Origin of the sequence: Oceanobacillus profundus, assembly GCF_003515705.1 — a bacterium.
In the GTDB taxonomy this organism is placed as follows: domain Bacteria; phylum Bacillota; class Bacilli; order Bacillales; family Amphibacillaceae; genus Oceanobacillus; species Oceanobacillus profundus.
Map to the genome: position 1 here is coordinate 15,754 of NZ_QWEH01000027.1, position 14,145 is coordinate 29,898.

Annotated in this window: 14 protein-coding genes; 8 read left to right on the top strand and 6 right to left on the bottom strand. The window is 35.3% G+C overall.

What is annotated here, in order from left to right; translation table 11 throughout:
* Nucleotides 1-101: 101 nt before the first annotated feature.
* The 3 genes from D1B32_RS22270 to D1B32_RS22280 form a co-directional block, all read right to left on the bottom strand.
* A complete protein-coding gene (locus D1B32_RS22270) occupies nucleotides 102-2,120 on the bottom strand; it encodes a penicillin-binding transpeptidase domain-containing protein (RefSeq protein WP_095311096.1) in 2,019 nt (672 codons plus the stop codon).
* 129 nt (nucleotides 2,121-2,249) lie between these two features.
* A complete protein-coding gene (locus D1B32_RS22275; RefSeq protein ID WP_095311098.1) occupies nucleotides 2,250-3,194 on the bottom strand; it encodes an LCP family glycopolymer transferase in 945 nt (314 codons plus the stop codon).
* Nucleotides 3,195-3,455: 261 nt separating this feature from the next.
* Entirely contained in the window at nucleotides 3,456-4,058 is a 603-nt protein-coding gene (locus D1B32_RS22280; RefSeq protein WP_095311100.1) for a class D sortase, LPxTATN-specific, read from the bottom strand.
* Between the two features lie 559 nt (nucleotides 4,059-4,617).
* Between D1B32_RS22280 and D1B32_RS22285 the strand changes: the two genes are divergently transcribed.
* The 8 genes from D1B32_RS22285 to motS all read left to right on the top strand — a co-directional run bounded on the left by D1B32_RS22285 (nucleotide 4,618) and on the right by motS (nucleotide 10,030).
* Nucleotides 4,618-5,250 (top strand): TasA family protein, encoded by a 633-nt coding sequence (locus D1B32_RS22285; RefSeq protein ID WP_118890443.1) that lies wholly within the window; start codon nucleotides 4,618-4,620, stop codon nucleotides 5,248-5,250.
* A 99-nt stretch (nucleotides 5,251-5,349) separates the two neighbouring features.
* Nucleotides 5,350-5,916, top strand: coding sequence for a TasA family protein (locus tag D1B32_RS22290; protein ID WP_158586316.1), 567 nt, complete (start codon nucleotides 5,350-5,352; stop codon nucleotides 5,914-5,916).
* 155 nt (nucleotides 5,917-6,071) lie between these two features.
* Nucleotides 6,072-6,935: an amyloid fiber anchoring/assembly protein TapA gene (tapA, locus tag D1B32_RS22295; protein WP_147379917.1), complete on the top strand. Its 864-nt coding sequence runs from the start codon at nucleotides 6,072-6,074 to the stop codon at nucleotides 6,933-6,935.
* Nucleotides 6,932-7,504 (top strand): signal peptidase I SipW, encoded by a 573-nt coding sequence (gene sipW / locus D1B32_RS22300; protein WP_095311107.1) that lies wholly within the window; start codon nucleotides 6,932-6,934, stop codon nucleotides 7,502-7,504. The genes tapA and sipW overlap by 4 nt, the downstream gene beginning before the upstream one ends.
* Nucleotides 7,505-7,536: 32 nt before the next feature.
* On the top strand, nucleotides 7,537-8,175 hold the full coding sequence (locus D1B32_RS22305; RefSeq protein WP_158586317.1) for an LPxTATN C-terminal sorting signal domain: 639 nt from the start codon (nucleotides 7,537-7,539) through the stop codon (nucleotides 8,173-8,175).
* Between the two features lie 247 nt (nucleotides 8,176-8,422).
* The gene (locus tag D1B32_RS22310) at nucleotides 8,423-8,551 is read left to right on the top strand and encodes an anti-repressor SinI family protein (RefSeq protein WP_240033876.1); all 129 of its coding nucleotides are present in this window, start codon (nucleotides 8,423-8,425) and stop codon (nucleotides 8,549-8,551) included.
* Nucleotides 8,552-8,629: 78 nt separating this feature from the next.
* Nucleotides 8,630-8,959, top strand: coding sequence for a helix-turn-helix domain-containing protein (locus tag D1B32_RS22315; protein WP_095311112.1), 330 nt, complete (start codon nucleotides 8,630-8,632; stop codon nucleotides 8,957-8,959).
* A 294-nt stretch (nucleotides 8,960-9,253) separates the two neighbouring features.
* Nucleotides 9,254-10,030: a flagellar motor protein MotS gene (gene motS / locus D1B32_RS22320; protein ID WP_095311114.1), complete on the top strand. Its 777-nt coding sequence runs from the start codon at nucleotides 9,254-9,256 to the stop codon at nucleotides 10,028-10,030.
* A 335-nt stretch (nucleotides 10,031-10,365) separates the two neighbouring features.
* On the opposite strand, the gene D1B32_RS22330 is transcribed toward motS, so the two are convergent.
* From D1B32_RS22330 to D1B32_RS22340, 3 genes are read right to left on the bottom strand one after another with little or no spacing between them, the layout of a single operon-like run.
* Entirely contained in the window at nucleotides 10,366-11,109 is a 744-nt protein-coding gene (locus D1B32_RS22330) for an aspartate/glutamate racemase family protein (RefSeq protein WP_118890447.1), read from the bottom strand.
* Between the two features lie 29 nt (nucleotides 11,110-11,138).
* Nucleotides 11,139-12,614: a UDP-N-acetylmuramoyl-L-alanyl-D-glutamate--2,6-diaminopimelate ligase gene (locus D1B32_RS22335; RefSeq protein WP_118890448.1), complete on the bottom strand. Its 1,476-nt coding sequence runs from the start codon at nucleotides 12,612-12,614 to the stop codon at nucleotides 11,139-11,141.
* A gap of 22 nt (nucleotides 12,615-12,636) precedes the next feature.
* Entirely contained in the window at nucleotides 12,637-13,821 is a 1,185-nt protein-coding gene (locus D1B32_RS22340) for a carboxylate--amine ligase (RefSeq protein ID WP_095311121.1), read from the bottom strand.
* Between the last annotated feature and the right edge of the window lie 324 nt (nucleotides 13,822-14,145).

Here is a 14,145-nt window from a genome sequence, read left to right on the forward strand (position 1 = left end):
AATGAACTAATTCTAAATAGGTTATTCTCTTACAAAAAAATCTACTTCTCACATATTGAGAAGTAGATTTTTGGTGGTTGAAAGGTTCAATACGAATAGCTTTATTTAATTGCCTTAAATGCATCTGTAACCTTTTTCGTAGCGAGACCACTTTCTTTATCTTGTACCTGTTCAACCATCATTGCAATAATCATATCTTGATCATCTGTAGGGTAGCCAACAAACCAACCATTTTCATCACCAGATGAATCATTCGTTAATTTCAACTCAGCAGTACCGGTTTTCCCCGAAATCGGAAAATCTGCATCCTGTGCGTTTCGAGCAGTACCATCTGTAACAACTTTTCTTAGTGCATCCTTTATCGCATTTGCATGTTCAGAAGTAACTAACTCATCTTTCCACACTTGTCCAGTTTCTTCACTTGTAAGCAAGGTTGGTTTCACCATTTTTCCATCATTTAAGAATGGTGCATACGTCATTGCTAAATGAAGGACATTCATTTCCAGCTCACCTTGTCCATAACTAGCGTTTGCTAGCAAGACTTCATCATCTAATTTGCCGCTTGATGAAATAGTTGATGCGGTTATTGGGTATTCAAAAGGGAAGTCCTCTTCAAAGCCAAAGTCTTTTAATCCAGTTGTGTATGCTTCGGCACCCATTTCAACTGCTTTTCTCGCAAAAAAGATATTATCGGAGCGTATTAATGCATCGGCAAGATCAACAGGACCGTTAGAAGTAGAAACTCGACGAACTTCATAATCTCCCCAGCCTTCTCCATTACTCCATGTTAGGCCGTTAATCTCTATACCTTCACCAAGCACAATGGAACCATTTGACAATCCAATTGATCCTGTAATTGGTTTAATTACAGAACCAGGTGCGAAGGTAGCGGAAAATCTGTTGAGTACAGGGTTTCGTTCGTCTTCCTCTAATTCGCCCCAAAGGTTACCAGATGTACCATATAAAACTTCATTCGGATCGAAGGAAGGACTGCTTACAAGCGCTAACGTTTCGCCAGTCTTTGGATCAACTGCAGCAGCTGTACCAGCATCTTCTTCAAACGTATTGAATATTTTTTCTTGTATATTAATGTCAATGGTCGTCGTAATAGTCTTTCCATCTTCAACAGGAATCTCAGCAAGAACAATATCCTCTTCATTCTCATTTGCAATAAGAATACTTACACCTTTTTTTCCTTTTAGCTGTTCTTCATAAAGCTGTTCCAACCCACGTGACCCTATTTTGTCGTTTGCACTGTACTGATCAGCGTCAAGTGTTTCTAAATCATCGGATGTTACATTACGGATATAACCGACAAGATGAGTTGCTGCTTCACCTGCAGGATAAACACGACCAGTAATTTCCTGTGATTGGACACCTTCAATGGCTAACAATTCGGACAGAAAAGATTCTTCTGGAAGTACACTTTTTAGTGGGACAAATAAATTATCCTCAACCCATCCCGCGTTCAAAGCCGTATCGATTGTTTCAGTGCTCATTCCTAGAAGATCCGCAACCTTCTGTTTTGACTGTTCAGGATTGTCACCCAGATTGCCTGGAACAATACCAATCTCATAAATCGTATCATTAATCGCTAGTGGCATTTGATTACGGTCAAGAATTTCTCCGCGTTTTGGATTCGTTGTCTGTATACGAATTTGACCATTTTCTTTTAAATCAGGAAAGATAAAGCCAGTTTCCCATTCAATATACCAATTCTTTGAATCTTCATCTTCTGTTTCATCATCTTGCTGAATAAGGGTTGCTTCATGTTCAAAACTAACCGGTCCAGCAAGTGTTTCTAATTGGACAGAAAATGGAATAGTTGCCGTTCCTTCTTCCATAGCTACGTCCAACTGTTCTTCCGTTAATTCCTCAAAACTCACTTCAAGGTCAGATACACCTATATCTTCATAGATAGTTTGTGTGCGTAATACAGACTGTTCTTCAGAGTATGTATTAGCTGCATTTACAGAAAATAAATCATACATTTCATCAAATTTAAGTTCGTTCCAGTGTGTTACATAGTCTTGAAAGCGATCATTCGGTGTTGCTTGATCTTTTTCAGAGCATGCACCTAGAATGAGTAGAAATGCAAATAAAATAATAATTCGTTTCATACCAATTCCCCCAAGTCTTATTTAACTGAAAAGATGTTAGTTAAATAAGTTTATTAGTTTGTCCAGAGAAGAAAAGCCACACTGTTTATTTCAAGATACAGGTGACTTTTCTAGTAATTACGGGTATTGTTATTTTGCTTCCATATGAGCTGTTATGTCTGATGTGATTCGGCTAAACTCTTCATCTGGAACCATATAATACCAAACACCACCAATAGTTTGTCCCGATCCATTTATCTCCATTGTAGTGATGCTTCGTCTAGCACCAGCATAGTCTGTAAATAACGTTTGAATTTTCTTCATATCTAAATCTGTTTGTACATTATCGCCTAAAATGGTAAGAATCTCTCCGACCTTTGTAATGCTGGAAAAACTAGCTGCTTCATTCATTGCTGCAGCAATAACATTACGTTGCCGTTCATTTCTCCCCATATCGCCACGCGGGTCTTCATAACGCATACGAATATAGTCAAGTGCTTCTTCGCCATTCAGGCTAATTTGGCCTTCAGGGAACGTGTGTCCACCACTTGAAAACGCCAAGCTGTTGTTAACTGTAACTCCGCCTAAAGCGTCAATTCCTTGTTGAAATCCTTCCATATTCACTCTCGCATAAACATGAACAGGTAAATTAAAAGCTTCTTCTACTGTTTGAACAGATAAATCAACTCCACCAAATGCATACGCGTGATTGATTTTATCCATACCGCGTCCCGGGATATTTACATATGTATCTCTCGGAATACTAAGCATGATGATTTCATTTGTTTTTGGATTTATGGACATTAGAATCATTGTATCAGAACGACCTTTATCTCCTGAACGTTCATCTACACCTAAAAGTAAAGCATTTAGCGAGTCTTTATTTGAAAAAATCGAATCGATTTGCTTTTGGCGATCCGGATCTTCGTCTCTCGCTAATGGATTATGCATCGTTTCAATCGTTGCCCCCACTTCATTCCATAAATAAAATACAAATCCCCCAATTAGCAAAAATAATCCAACTACGATTCCTACGACCCATCGCAGCCATTTCCGTTTTTTCTTATTTTGTTTTTTGTCAGATCTTGATACCACGTGTATTCTCCTCTTTATTAAAATGTAAAAATTATAGGACTTCTTAATGATGAATGATGTAAAAAAATATCAAATCTTGGATAAATTATAAACGAAATAGTGAATTTAGTCTATGAAAAATGTATGAAGATTTCATAAGTGCTGTATAGATTTTTTTTGGCAGAAAAGAAAGTGATTGCATATTTCTTTCCACATCAGCGCAACTAAGACATTCGCTAAAGGCGTGCGATTGCCTTAGGTTTCTAATAGAAAATTGCAAGTCTACTCATTTATGTCATTAGAAACTGGAAGCGCAGTAATAATATACCGGTCTGGTGCACTACCTATAAATGAAAAAGGGTAGCAGGTTGTTAATGTTAACACTTCCTCATCATGCGGAACAATAATTGTACGATCATCAGCATCCACTATTTTGGTATCTGTAATTTCATAGGAAAATTCTCCATAAGGTAATTGAATTGTTAATATATCACCAATCTCTAGTTCTCCCATTCGACGAAACACTGTATCCCGGTGTCCAGATAATACAATTTGGTCGTTTTGCAGAGGATAGGCAGTCCCTTGATAATGTCCGACACCTTTAGCAAGCTCGTCCTCATGTGTACCTTCAACGATTGGAAGGTCTGCCTCCAATTTTGGAATATGTAGGATACCAACTGTTTCCCCAGTATCTGGCGAGAAATCCTTAGCTAGTTCAGATTGATCTTTGGATGGGGCAGAAATGAAAGATGCTTTATCATCAAGCAAAGCTTGTGCTTCAGCGATGCTTTCTTTTTGCGCCGTTTCCGTTTGATACCATTGAAATCCACCAAAAGCAAGGAATGCAAAACCGATAACAATAATAAACAACGAAATTTTCTTCATAGGACATGCTCCTTATGATTAGGCTTACATTAAGTATAGCCAATTTAAACGATACTTTAAAGGCTAAATTTTTAAACGAATTATCAAAAAAGAGTAGGGTGTTTGAAAGAAAAAAACTGTTGTTCATTATAAAGGTCGTTAAATAATTAAAAAAATTAAAAATGTCAGTATATTTAAGAAAACGGGAGAATTTAAAAGTAAATAGTTCTTTATAACGGATAAATGAACGAATTTGAGTGTTTCTTATTTGAGGAAAATAAATTATACTCCAATTAAATCGTTCGTTATTAAGAATTAAAAACAGCTAATAAAGAACGATAGCGGTTTGTCAGGTTACATATGAAAGGAGGGTTGTTGCTGTATCCAGCTTCGTTCGTTAAATAGTATTCGTTTTAGCAGTAAAAGTAGTAGCTTATGAGCGAACAGCGACAATTGAGTGTTAGCTACGTGGGATATAAAAATTCCCATTTTGCATGTTGCTTAGGTTTCCATTTAGGAATCTTTTCACATGCCAAGTTTTTAAGAAATCATTTTATAAAATTAAAGGAGGAATTTTACAATGAGTTTAAAGAAAAAATTAGGTGCAGGGGTAGCAACAGCGGTATTAGGATTAGGATTAATCGGTGGGGGCGTATTTGCTTATTTTAGTGACTCGGAAACTACGAATAATACGTTTGCAGCAGGTACTTTAGATTTATCAGTAGATCCAACTGTAATTATTGATGTAGATAATTTAAAACCTGGAGATATAATGGTTCGTGAATTTGTATTAGGAAATGAAGGATCACTTGATATTTCAACAGTTGATATATCTACAGTAACTAATGTTATTGATGCGAAGGGTGACAATACTGATGATTTTGCTAAACATATTAAAGTACTATTCCTAGAAAATGCGGATAAAACTGGCGATGGCTGGGTTATTGGAGATTATAATGATGTAATTTCTGAAACAACTTTATATGATCTTCAAAATCAGACTCCTGATGGCGTAGAAAACGTCCAAAGTTGGGTGACTCATTTCTTTGGATTGAATGGTGAAGATAGTGGCTTATCAGCTGGTACAAGTGACAATATGTACGTAGCATTCGAATTTGTTGATAATGGTGAAGACCAAAATGAATTCCAAGGGGATAAATTAGAGCTTGAATGGACATTTACAGCTCATCAAACAGAAGGCGAACTTAGATAAGTTGAAACCGGAGGAGAGTATTTCTCCTCCTACATAAGTATCAAATTAAAAATACCATAATCATAAGCTAATCAATAAACCCATGAGAGGAGAATCTTATTGAACATAAAAAAAAGTTTAACCGTCAGCTTCATTACTGCTGCACTAGGTATCAGTTTAGTCACGGGTGGAACATTTGCCTACTTTAAAGATACAGAGGAAACTGCAAATACGTTTGCAGCGGGACTCTTGGACTTAGGGATAAACAAGGAATCCATCATTAAGATAGAAAACATCGTCCCTGGTGACACCATTAATGGAAATTTTGAACTTACAAATGACGGAACAGTAGACATGAAGGAAGTTATCTTGAATTCCTCCTACGAAGTTATTGACAAGGGCGAAAAAAATAATGGAGACGATTTAGGTGATCACATACTTGTAGAATATTTATATCATGTGAATGGAAAAGAGAACGTAGTATTTAAAGAAACGCTTGCGGATTTGACTGATAACCCAAAAACGATTTTAGAAGATTTCACGGTGAAAAGTAATCCTAAAAAATTTACTGTACGATTCAGTTTTGTAGAAAATGACAAGAACCAAAATCATTTTCAACAAGATTCCCTAAAACTGAAATGGGAGTTTGAGGCGATTCAAAGGGATGGGAAACCTAATTTTCAATAAATAATGAATGAAGTAATTGCATGTAGAGGGAGATTGTATTTTCATTCTCCTTCTAAATTAAATTTATACATATTCATTAGCATAAAACGTAAAGTTACATGCTAATGAATATGTATAAAAGGTAGATATTTTGAAAGGCGGAGATAGGTTTGCGAATGAGTCGTTTAAATAAATTTAAACAAAAGAATCAATTGCTATTCCTGCTATTAAAAGTTTCGTTAATTTGGTATGTTCTTCTATTTTCAATTAACTATGTAACTTCCGATACAGCAGCACACTTTACGAATTCGAAAGAAACATCAGGTGATGTAACGATTGGCACTTGGGAAGACCCGGATAGCTATTTACGTTTTACCTCCAAAGGAAATGACAACATAAAAGCTTGTAAGGCCGTAAAAATTTCTACAGATATAAAAAACACTGGACCTGGAGATATGAAAGAAAGCAGTTCTTATCACGTGTATTATATTGAAAATGGAAATCCAGAAAAACACGGAAAGAAACTAAAATTAGGTAAAGGTGAAGGGGTAATCCCTCCGCTTGATAAAGGAAAATCAACCAAACTTAATTTCCAAGCAAGTTCACCTGGAGTCTATGTATTTACGACAAAAGAGATTGCTGGGGATTCTAGTAGTAAAACGATTTGGAGTAAGTGGATAAAGATAAATTGTCCTTCCTCGAAAACGGCTGATAAAGAAGAAAATCCTCTAGATAAAAGTACTGAGAATACAGAAGAAAAAGAGTCAAAACCGCAAACGAATGAAACGAAAGATAATGGTGTGAAGCAAGTTGAATCCGAATCAACTGTAGAGGAAACCGAAAGTACGGAAGAAAAAAAGGAAGATAAAAGTAAAGAAGACAAAGATAAAGAAGAAAAGGTAATTGAAGAAGAAGTCGAAACGGAAGTTGAAGAGGTTAAAGAAGAGGCAAACGCGTCAGTGAAAAGCAAAGAACAAAATCTTAAAGAAGCAGAGAATAAAGAAGAAATAACAAACGAACAGGAAGGTGAGAAAGAATGAAAGCAAGGAAAGTCTTAAAGTGGATAAATCGAATTGTTTCAAATGTTCTTGTGATTTTACTGATTTGTGTAGCAGCTCTTGTACTATCAACTAAGTTGACAGGTGGGGAACCAGAGGTATTTGGCTATCAATTGAAGACGGTGCTTTCTGGGTCAATGGAACCTGATATTCAAACAGGATCAATAATTGCTGTACGTTCTATTACAGAAGAAGAAAAAAGCAATTTCGTAAAAGGCGATGTCATTACGTTTATGGAAGAAGACAATAAACTGATTACGCATAGGATTACAGAGGTAAAAGAAACAGGAAGCGGTGTTCTTTATACGACAAAAGGTGATAATAATAATGCTGTAGATAGCAATCCAGTTTTGGCAGATAATGTTGTAGGTGCATATGAGGGATTCACTATTCCTTACGTTGGATACGTCGGTAGTTTTGCTCAATCACCTAATGGAAGTATTGTATTTATGATCGTTCCGGGAATATTGATGCTAGGCTATTCTGGATTTACGATATGGCGAGCGTTAAGAAAATTAGAAGAAAAAGAGAATGTTGCAGATGCAAAATAGGCATACATGTCAATGATACGAGGAAGGTGCTTATGAAACTCCCAAAAATAATTCCGTTACTATTAATTGTACTAAGTGCTTTCTCTATGAATATAACAAATCCATCATCGGTTTCTGCTGCTGATGAAATAACAATTGATATTTTACCAGAAGAAGTACTACTTAACATTGATAACATGAAACCTGGAGATTGGGCTCCAAGATCTGTTGTTGTACAAAATAACGGTATATTGGATTTTGATTATTTCGTATCCGTTAGACCATATGGGGATTCAATGAAACTTTATAATGAATTATTACTGGAAATCAGTGACTCGGATGAAATCCTATACAATGGTAAGCTGCAAGATTTTAATGGATTAGCCGCTCGTACGTTAGAGAGTTCCCGTGAAGAGACGTTGGAATTCACAGTGCGATTTCCAGAACATTTGGGTAACGATTTTCAAGGATTGAATGCAAATTTTTATCTGCTGTTTACAGCCGAAGGGGAAAGCGATGACCGAGATGAACAATCTATTGCTGGCGCAGTTAGCAGTGGAGAAAACTCGCCTCACGACGGTTCTCCACTTCCAAGTACAGCAACCGACATTTTTAACTTTCTTCTTAGCGGGCTGATTCTGTTATTAGCAGGTACGATAATCTATTTTTACAATAGAAAAAGAGCATTATAGTACTTATTTATCAGGTGGGAAAGGTGTACGGATAGCGTGCGAAATAAGTAACAATTTTAATTTCTTATACTACAAAACTAGTGTCTATATGACAAAACAAGTCACCCAATTAATGCTAAATATATAGTAAAATATGCTTATGTATTGATTGTTATAAGTAATCGCGTTTGAGGTTGAGGCAGGATTTTTAGTCAAAAGCCTTACTGGTAATAACTAAATTATCTGGATTAGTGATGGAGGCGGAATTGTGGATAAGGTAATTGAAATTGTTGCGTTTGATCAAGAATGGATTACATTAATAAAAAGTGCGAAAAAACTAGGTATATCGTTAGAGGAAGTTCAGCAGTTTCTGAATAGTGCAAGTAAAAAGATATAAGTTTGATTTAATTTTTGCTAACAATAGAACTCTTCACCGTAATTATGATATAATTCGCAGAGAAAGTAGGTGAAGAACTTGATCGGTGAAAAAATCAAACAATTACGAAAAGAAAAACGGATGACGATTTCAGAGCTTGCTGAAAAAGCGGGAGTAGCGAAGTCCTATTTAAGCTCGATTGAGCGAAACCTTCAGTCAAACCCATCGATCCAGTTTATCGAGAAAATCAGTCAAGTGTTAGGCGTTTCTGTGAACGATTTGATAAATGATAGTAATTCGATAGTTGAAACAGAGTTAGATAGTGAATGGATGAAAATAGTAAAAGAGGCAATGGAGTCTGGGGTTTCTAAAGAACAATTTAAGGAATATCTTGAATTTAATAAATGGCGACAAGAACAAGATAAATAGGTCACCTAACCGTTTAGCACCGTGCTTTACGGTTTTTTGATGTGCAACGTAATACACGTTCCCTGCTCTTGTGAAATAAGAAGCTCAAGTAACCATTAAATACCCAATGAAGAAAACGCATAAGATATATATTGAAATCTTTAAAGATTGGAATCCATATTAACTTTGTAAGATTATTGCCGATATAAATAATATATAGCAAAGGTGTACAAACAGTTATAGAAATTGAATTTTATAGCTTGAAGCGTATTTTGATAAACGATTAATCTAGATTTTTTACGGAGGAAAACATTAATGAAACGTAGAGAAACTAGGAAACGGAATGAGAGAGGTACACCGAAATGGATGGTTACATACTCAGATATGGTTACCCTAATTCTCGTTTTCTTCATTTTATTATTCTCCATGTCACAAATTGATTTGAATAAATTTAAAGCGATATCGCAATCTTTTCAAGATAGAATGATACTTGATTTCTCTTCATCAGCTGTGCCGATGGATAATCCAACAGAGCAAATTAACCAAGATGATGATTTGGGGGAAATGCCGAATGAATTTGAATTTCCATCACAGGATAAAGAGGTGATGAATCAAGAAGAGGCAGAAAAGGAAGATCCATTAAATGGTTTATTAGAAGATATCGAATCCTATTTGAATGAAAATGATTTAAATGAGGTTATTACCGCTAATAGAACAGAACGAGGCATTGTATTAGTGTTACAGGACAGCATTTTTTTCGAATCTGGTGAAGCAGACATTCTAGAAGAAGGGGAGCCCTTTTTGCAAGAAATCGGCTATCTGCTTATGGAAATCCCTAATGAAGTAAAGGTTGAAGGGCATACGGACAGCCGACCGATGAGCAGTTTTCGTTATCCATCAAACTGGGAACTTTCTGGTGGGCGAGCAAGTAGTGTCGTACGGTATTTGATTGAGGAGTTTAATATTGATGAATCTCGCTTTTCAATAGCTGGATATGGTGAGACAAGACCGAGGGTACCGAATGATACAGAAGCGAATATGCGGGAAAACAGAAGAGTGGAAATAATTATCTTGAATACAGGTGAGGAATAGATTGTTTCCATTTGAACTGTAAAGGTATTAGCTTATAGATTATAGGTATAATGAAAAAGGCTATGATATTGTATCATAGCCTTTTCGTTTGACTTGTCTTGGAGAATTTACATGTGCGGATTCTTAAGATTTACTTCATACCATTTCTTATCCAATGATTCAGTTTCCGCTATGGCTTTCATGCTGGCGTTTGGAAAAATCTTTTTGACATTTTCAACTTCACTATCAGTTAACCTTAATTCTCTATGGTACGTACCATCCTTGAAGGAGTCTCTAATGAAAGATTCGAACGTTACATTCTGGCTTAATTTCAACACAATTTAATTCCCCCTAAATTACGGATTACTAATGGTGTGGTGACGATTTAAAATGGAGCTCTTAAGTGATTTTCCAGATAAGATAATTGAATTTTCTACAAGGACTTCCATCGGGTCTACACAATATTTTTTAATCTCAGGATCTAAGTAGACAGAAGATAATTCTGTACAACCTAAAATTACAGACGAACAATTTTCATTTGTAATCAGATGTTGAATCATATCCTCCAACTCATAAGGCTGATAATTAACATCTGCTTTGATGTTGTAGATCGTACGCATAATTCTTTGTTGATCGAATTCACTCGGGTGATACGGCCTAAGGTTAAAATTCAAGCATTCTCTTTCATATATACCAGTAGCAATTGTGCCATCTGTAGCTAAAATACCAACTTTACTATTCTCTCCATATCTCTTGTTAATAAACGCTGCAGTTTCACGGACCATATTAATAATGTTTACTTTTGTCATATTTTGCATTTGTTCATAAAAATAATGCGATGTATTACAAGGGATAGCTATATTTTCTACTCCTGCCTTTTCCAGAAGTTCAATATCTGGTTTGACTACATTTAAGAAAGACAATTCTTTACCTTCTAAAATAGCCTTGGTTCTATCTGGCAATGTAGCATGGTTAAGAATAATCATATCGATATGATCTTGGTCTTTGGATGCAACCGTATTTTCTATTATTTTCTCAAAAAATACTTTTGTGGCTAAAGAACCCATTCCGCCAATCACACCTAGCTTTTTGTCTGTCATTATACCACCACCGGTTATTAAAATATTTATTAGAGTGAAACTTTTTCAGCTAAGGCATCTAAAATAATTTCTTTTTCATTAAAAGGAATTTCTGTATCTCCTATAATTTGTGTTGTCTCATGCCCCTTACCAGCAATTACGATCATATCATTGTCTTTGCTAATACGGATTGCATGCTGGATTGCTTTTTCTCGGTCTGGTATTGCTTCAAAGTCACCATTGTTACGAATGATAGCTTCTGTTGTTTCATTTATCATAATGGATGGATTATGTTGTTTTGGATTATCAAGTGTCACAATAGAAAAGTCAGCAAATTCAGCTGCAACCCTACCCATACCTTGTCGTTTTTCTGTTCCATTCTCACTTGTATCAGCGTATACGCCAAACACTAATATGATTTTTCCTTTAACGAAGGGTCTCATAATACTTAATGTTTTTTGGAGTGCGTCTTCCGTGTGTGCAAAATCGACAATAACTTTGAAATCATCTTTTTCATAGATAACTTCAAATCGTCCTTGAATTGTTTTGATATTGTTTATACCCGATTGTATTAATTCCAATGGAATACCATTACTATAAGCACATGCAATAGCTGCTAGGCTATTGAGCACATAAATATCCCCAGGTAAATTTACTTTAATTCTTACACTGCCAGTCGGGGTATTAACTGTATATAGAGTATGATCGAAAGCATAATGGATATCCGTTGCACAGATATCTGCTTTACTATGAATACCATACGTGATTAACTTTGGATTATCGTTCTTAACCATTTCAATCAATTGTTGTCCATAGTAATCATCGGCATTTATAATGTTGTAATCGCTGGTCATTTTGAACAACTTTGCTTTTTCCCCAAAATACTCCTCCATATTTTTATGGAGTTCTAAATGGTCAGGTGATAGATTTGTAAAAATTGCCGTATTGAACTTACTATATGCTACACGCTGTAGGCTTATTGCATGGGATGATGCTTCCATAATACAATTATCGATCTTTTCCGTGACCATTTCTGAGAAGAAATATTGAAGATCTAATGACATAGGCGTTGTGTTTTTATTTTTAACTACTTTATTATTCATCACGGTTCCTAGTGTACCAATAAGCGCAATGGACTTTCTTGCTTCTTCATAAATAGATTTAACAAAATAAGTAGTTGATGTCTTCCCATTTGTCCCTGTTATACCAATCAAATTTAGGTTTTCTGTAGGATTATTATAAAAATTACTGGAGACATTTGCTAACGCATTTCTTGAATTAGCTACTTTTAAAACGGTTATCCCTTTATCAACTGTTATCGCTTTTTCAGAGATGATAACCGAAGCCCCCTGTTTAATTGCATTATGAATAAAAGCATGTCCATCAAATTGAAAACCAGAAATCGCAACGAATATACCATCCTTTGTAACGTTTCTAGAATCGTAGGCAATTGCTTTAATATCTTTATTTAAATCACCTTGAACTATATCAAACTGCATGCCCTGTATAATGGATGTTAATAACATAATTGAGCGCTCCTTTTATTACCTATCGTTTTGTAACTTTATGAAATACTTTTCCGAACAAATTTGCAGCAAATGAAAATGCAGGCTTCGGATCGTTCCAGTCCCAGATTGCATATGCTTTTGGTCTAAATAAAGATTTAAGAACCGTCATCGCTGACAGTTGACCAGTCTTAATATAATCTTTAACTGCTAACATATCTTCATAAAAATACCAAAATGCTGTATTTGTATTATGATTTACAGCTTTTGGTTCAAGAGGTTGTCCAGTAAGTTCCATATACGTAATGTATGGGAAGTTTAATCCGACTTTGTACAGTAAACTATTCAGGTTTGTAATCCTAGCATTAATTTCAATTAGGTAATAATCACCTGTTTCTGCATCTTTTTTAAATTCGATTTCGGCAAAGCCTTTAAATTTTATTGCTTCTAAAAAGTTAGCACCTAATTCATATAGCTCCGGTACATGTTTTTGAACGGTATAGACAGAAGCCCCAAAATTAATTGGATATTGACGAAGTTTTCTACATGTAGTCCAATGGGTTACTTTAGCATCTTGATTAAGATATGCATCAAAGGTATACATATGATCATCAAAACCAGGGATGATTCGTTGGATGATAACTTCAAGATCAGCATTTTTTGCTAGCTCTATTTTTTCTTCCAGCTCTTCCATTGAGTGCACTTTAAATAATTTTCTTCTAAACTTCTTTACAAAGTTAGGGGAGTCTACTGGCTTAACTAAACACGGAAACTTAATAATACTTTCGACCTTTTCATGAAAGTTTTCTGTGTCAATCGTTAGTGTTTCAGGAACTTTCATACCTTTTTCCTCTGCTAACTGATGTAGTTTGCCTTTATCCATTACCGTTGTATATAGCCCTTGTTCGGTTTGCGGGATTAGGTAATATTCACGAATCTCATCTAAATAAGCGTCAATAGCTTCCACGTATGAATCGTGACAAGGTATAAGAACTGGTTTCACGTCCTGTGACTTTGCATAATCAATTAAAGCATCAATAAATTCTTTTGTTTCATTTTGATAGTGAGGGACAATTAGCTTTTCCGAAACATATTTTGATTCAGCTGCATATCTATTCTCTTCTGAATAGTCCACTGCAACAGTGTGTATGCCATACTTTCCCAAACAGCGAATAGTGCTCAGTCCTAAATAGTAGTTATTTCCTAAAATTACAGCTTTATTATTCATTACTTTCGACTCCTTAACAGAATACGTTTGCGTATATTATTTACTTGTTATATGTCAATAGGTGTTAATATAATATGTTCATAGATTATTAATTATAAAGGTAACTAATCTTAATGTCTATATGAGTATAGTTGATTCTCGACAAAGTTCGCTTGCATATTCAACTTACAATGAAGAGAAATAATGTGTTTTTATAAGACGAATTGTAATATTAAGTGCAACACCTAAAAAATGTGGTTAAAATAAAACAACCCATAACAGCTTCGTGTAAAATGTAAGTAACCACACCAACACATACACGGAGGTCTGTTATGAGCTACCAAC

Excerpts from the sequence above, each read along its gene's own strand:
- D1B32_RS22340 (WP_095311121.1), bottom strand. The coding sequence starts at position 13,821 with ATGAATAATAAAGCTGTAATTTTAGGAAATAACTACTATTTAGGACTG.
- sipW (WP_095311107.1), top strand. The coding sequence starts at position 6,932 with ATGAAAGCAAGGAAAGTCTTAAAGTGGATAAATCGAATTGTTTCAAAT.
- D1B32_RS22270 (WP_095311096.1), bottom strand. The coding sequence starts at position 2,120 with ATGAAACGAATTATTATTTTATTTGCATTTCTACTCATTCTAGGTGCA.
- D1B32_RS22335 (WP_118890448.1), bottom strand. The coding sequence starts at position 12,614 with ATGTTATTAACATCCATTATACAGGGCATGCAGTTTGATATAGTTCAA.
- D1B32_RS22305 (WP_158586317.1), top strand. The coding sequence starts at position 7,537 with ATGAAACTCCCAAAAATAATTCCGTTACTATTAATTGTACTAAGTGCT.
- D1B32_RS22330 (WP_118890447.1), bottom strand. The coding sequence starts at position 11,109 with ATGACAGACAAAAAGCTAGGTGTGATTGGCGGAATGGGTTCTTTAGCC.
- D1B32_RS22285 (WP_118890443.1), top strand. The coding sequence starts at position 4,618 with ATGAGTTTAAAGAAAAAATTAGGTGCAGGGGTAGCAACAGCGGTATTA.
- D1B32_RS22280 (WP_095311100.1), bottom strand. The coding sequence starts at position 4,058 with ATGAAGAAAATTTCGTTGTTTATTATTGTTATCGGTTTTGCATTCCTT.
- motS (WP_095311114.1), top strand. The coding sequence starts at position 9,254 with ATGAAACGTAGAGAAACTAGGAAACGGAATGAGAGAGGTACACCGAAA.
- tapA (WP_147379917.1), top strand. The coding sequence starts at position 6,072 with ATGAGTCGTTTAAATAAATTTAAACAAAAGAATCAATTGCTATTCCTG.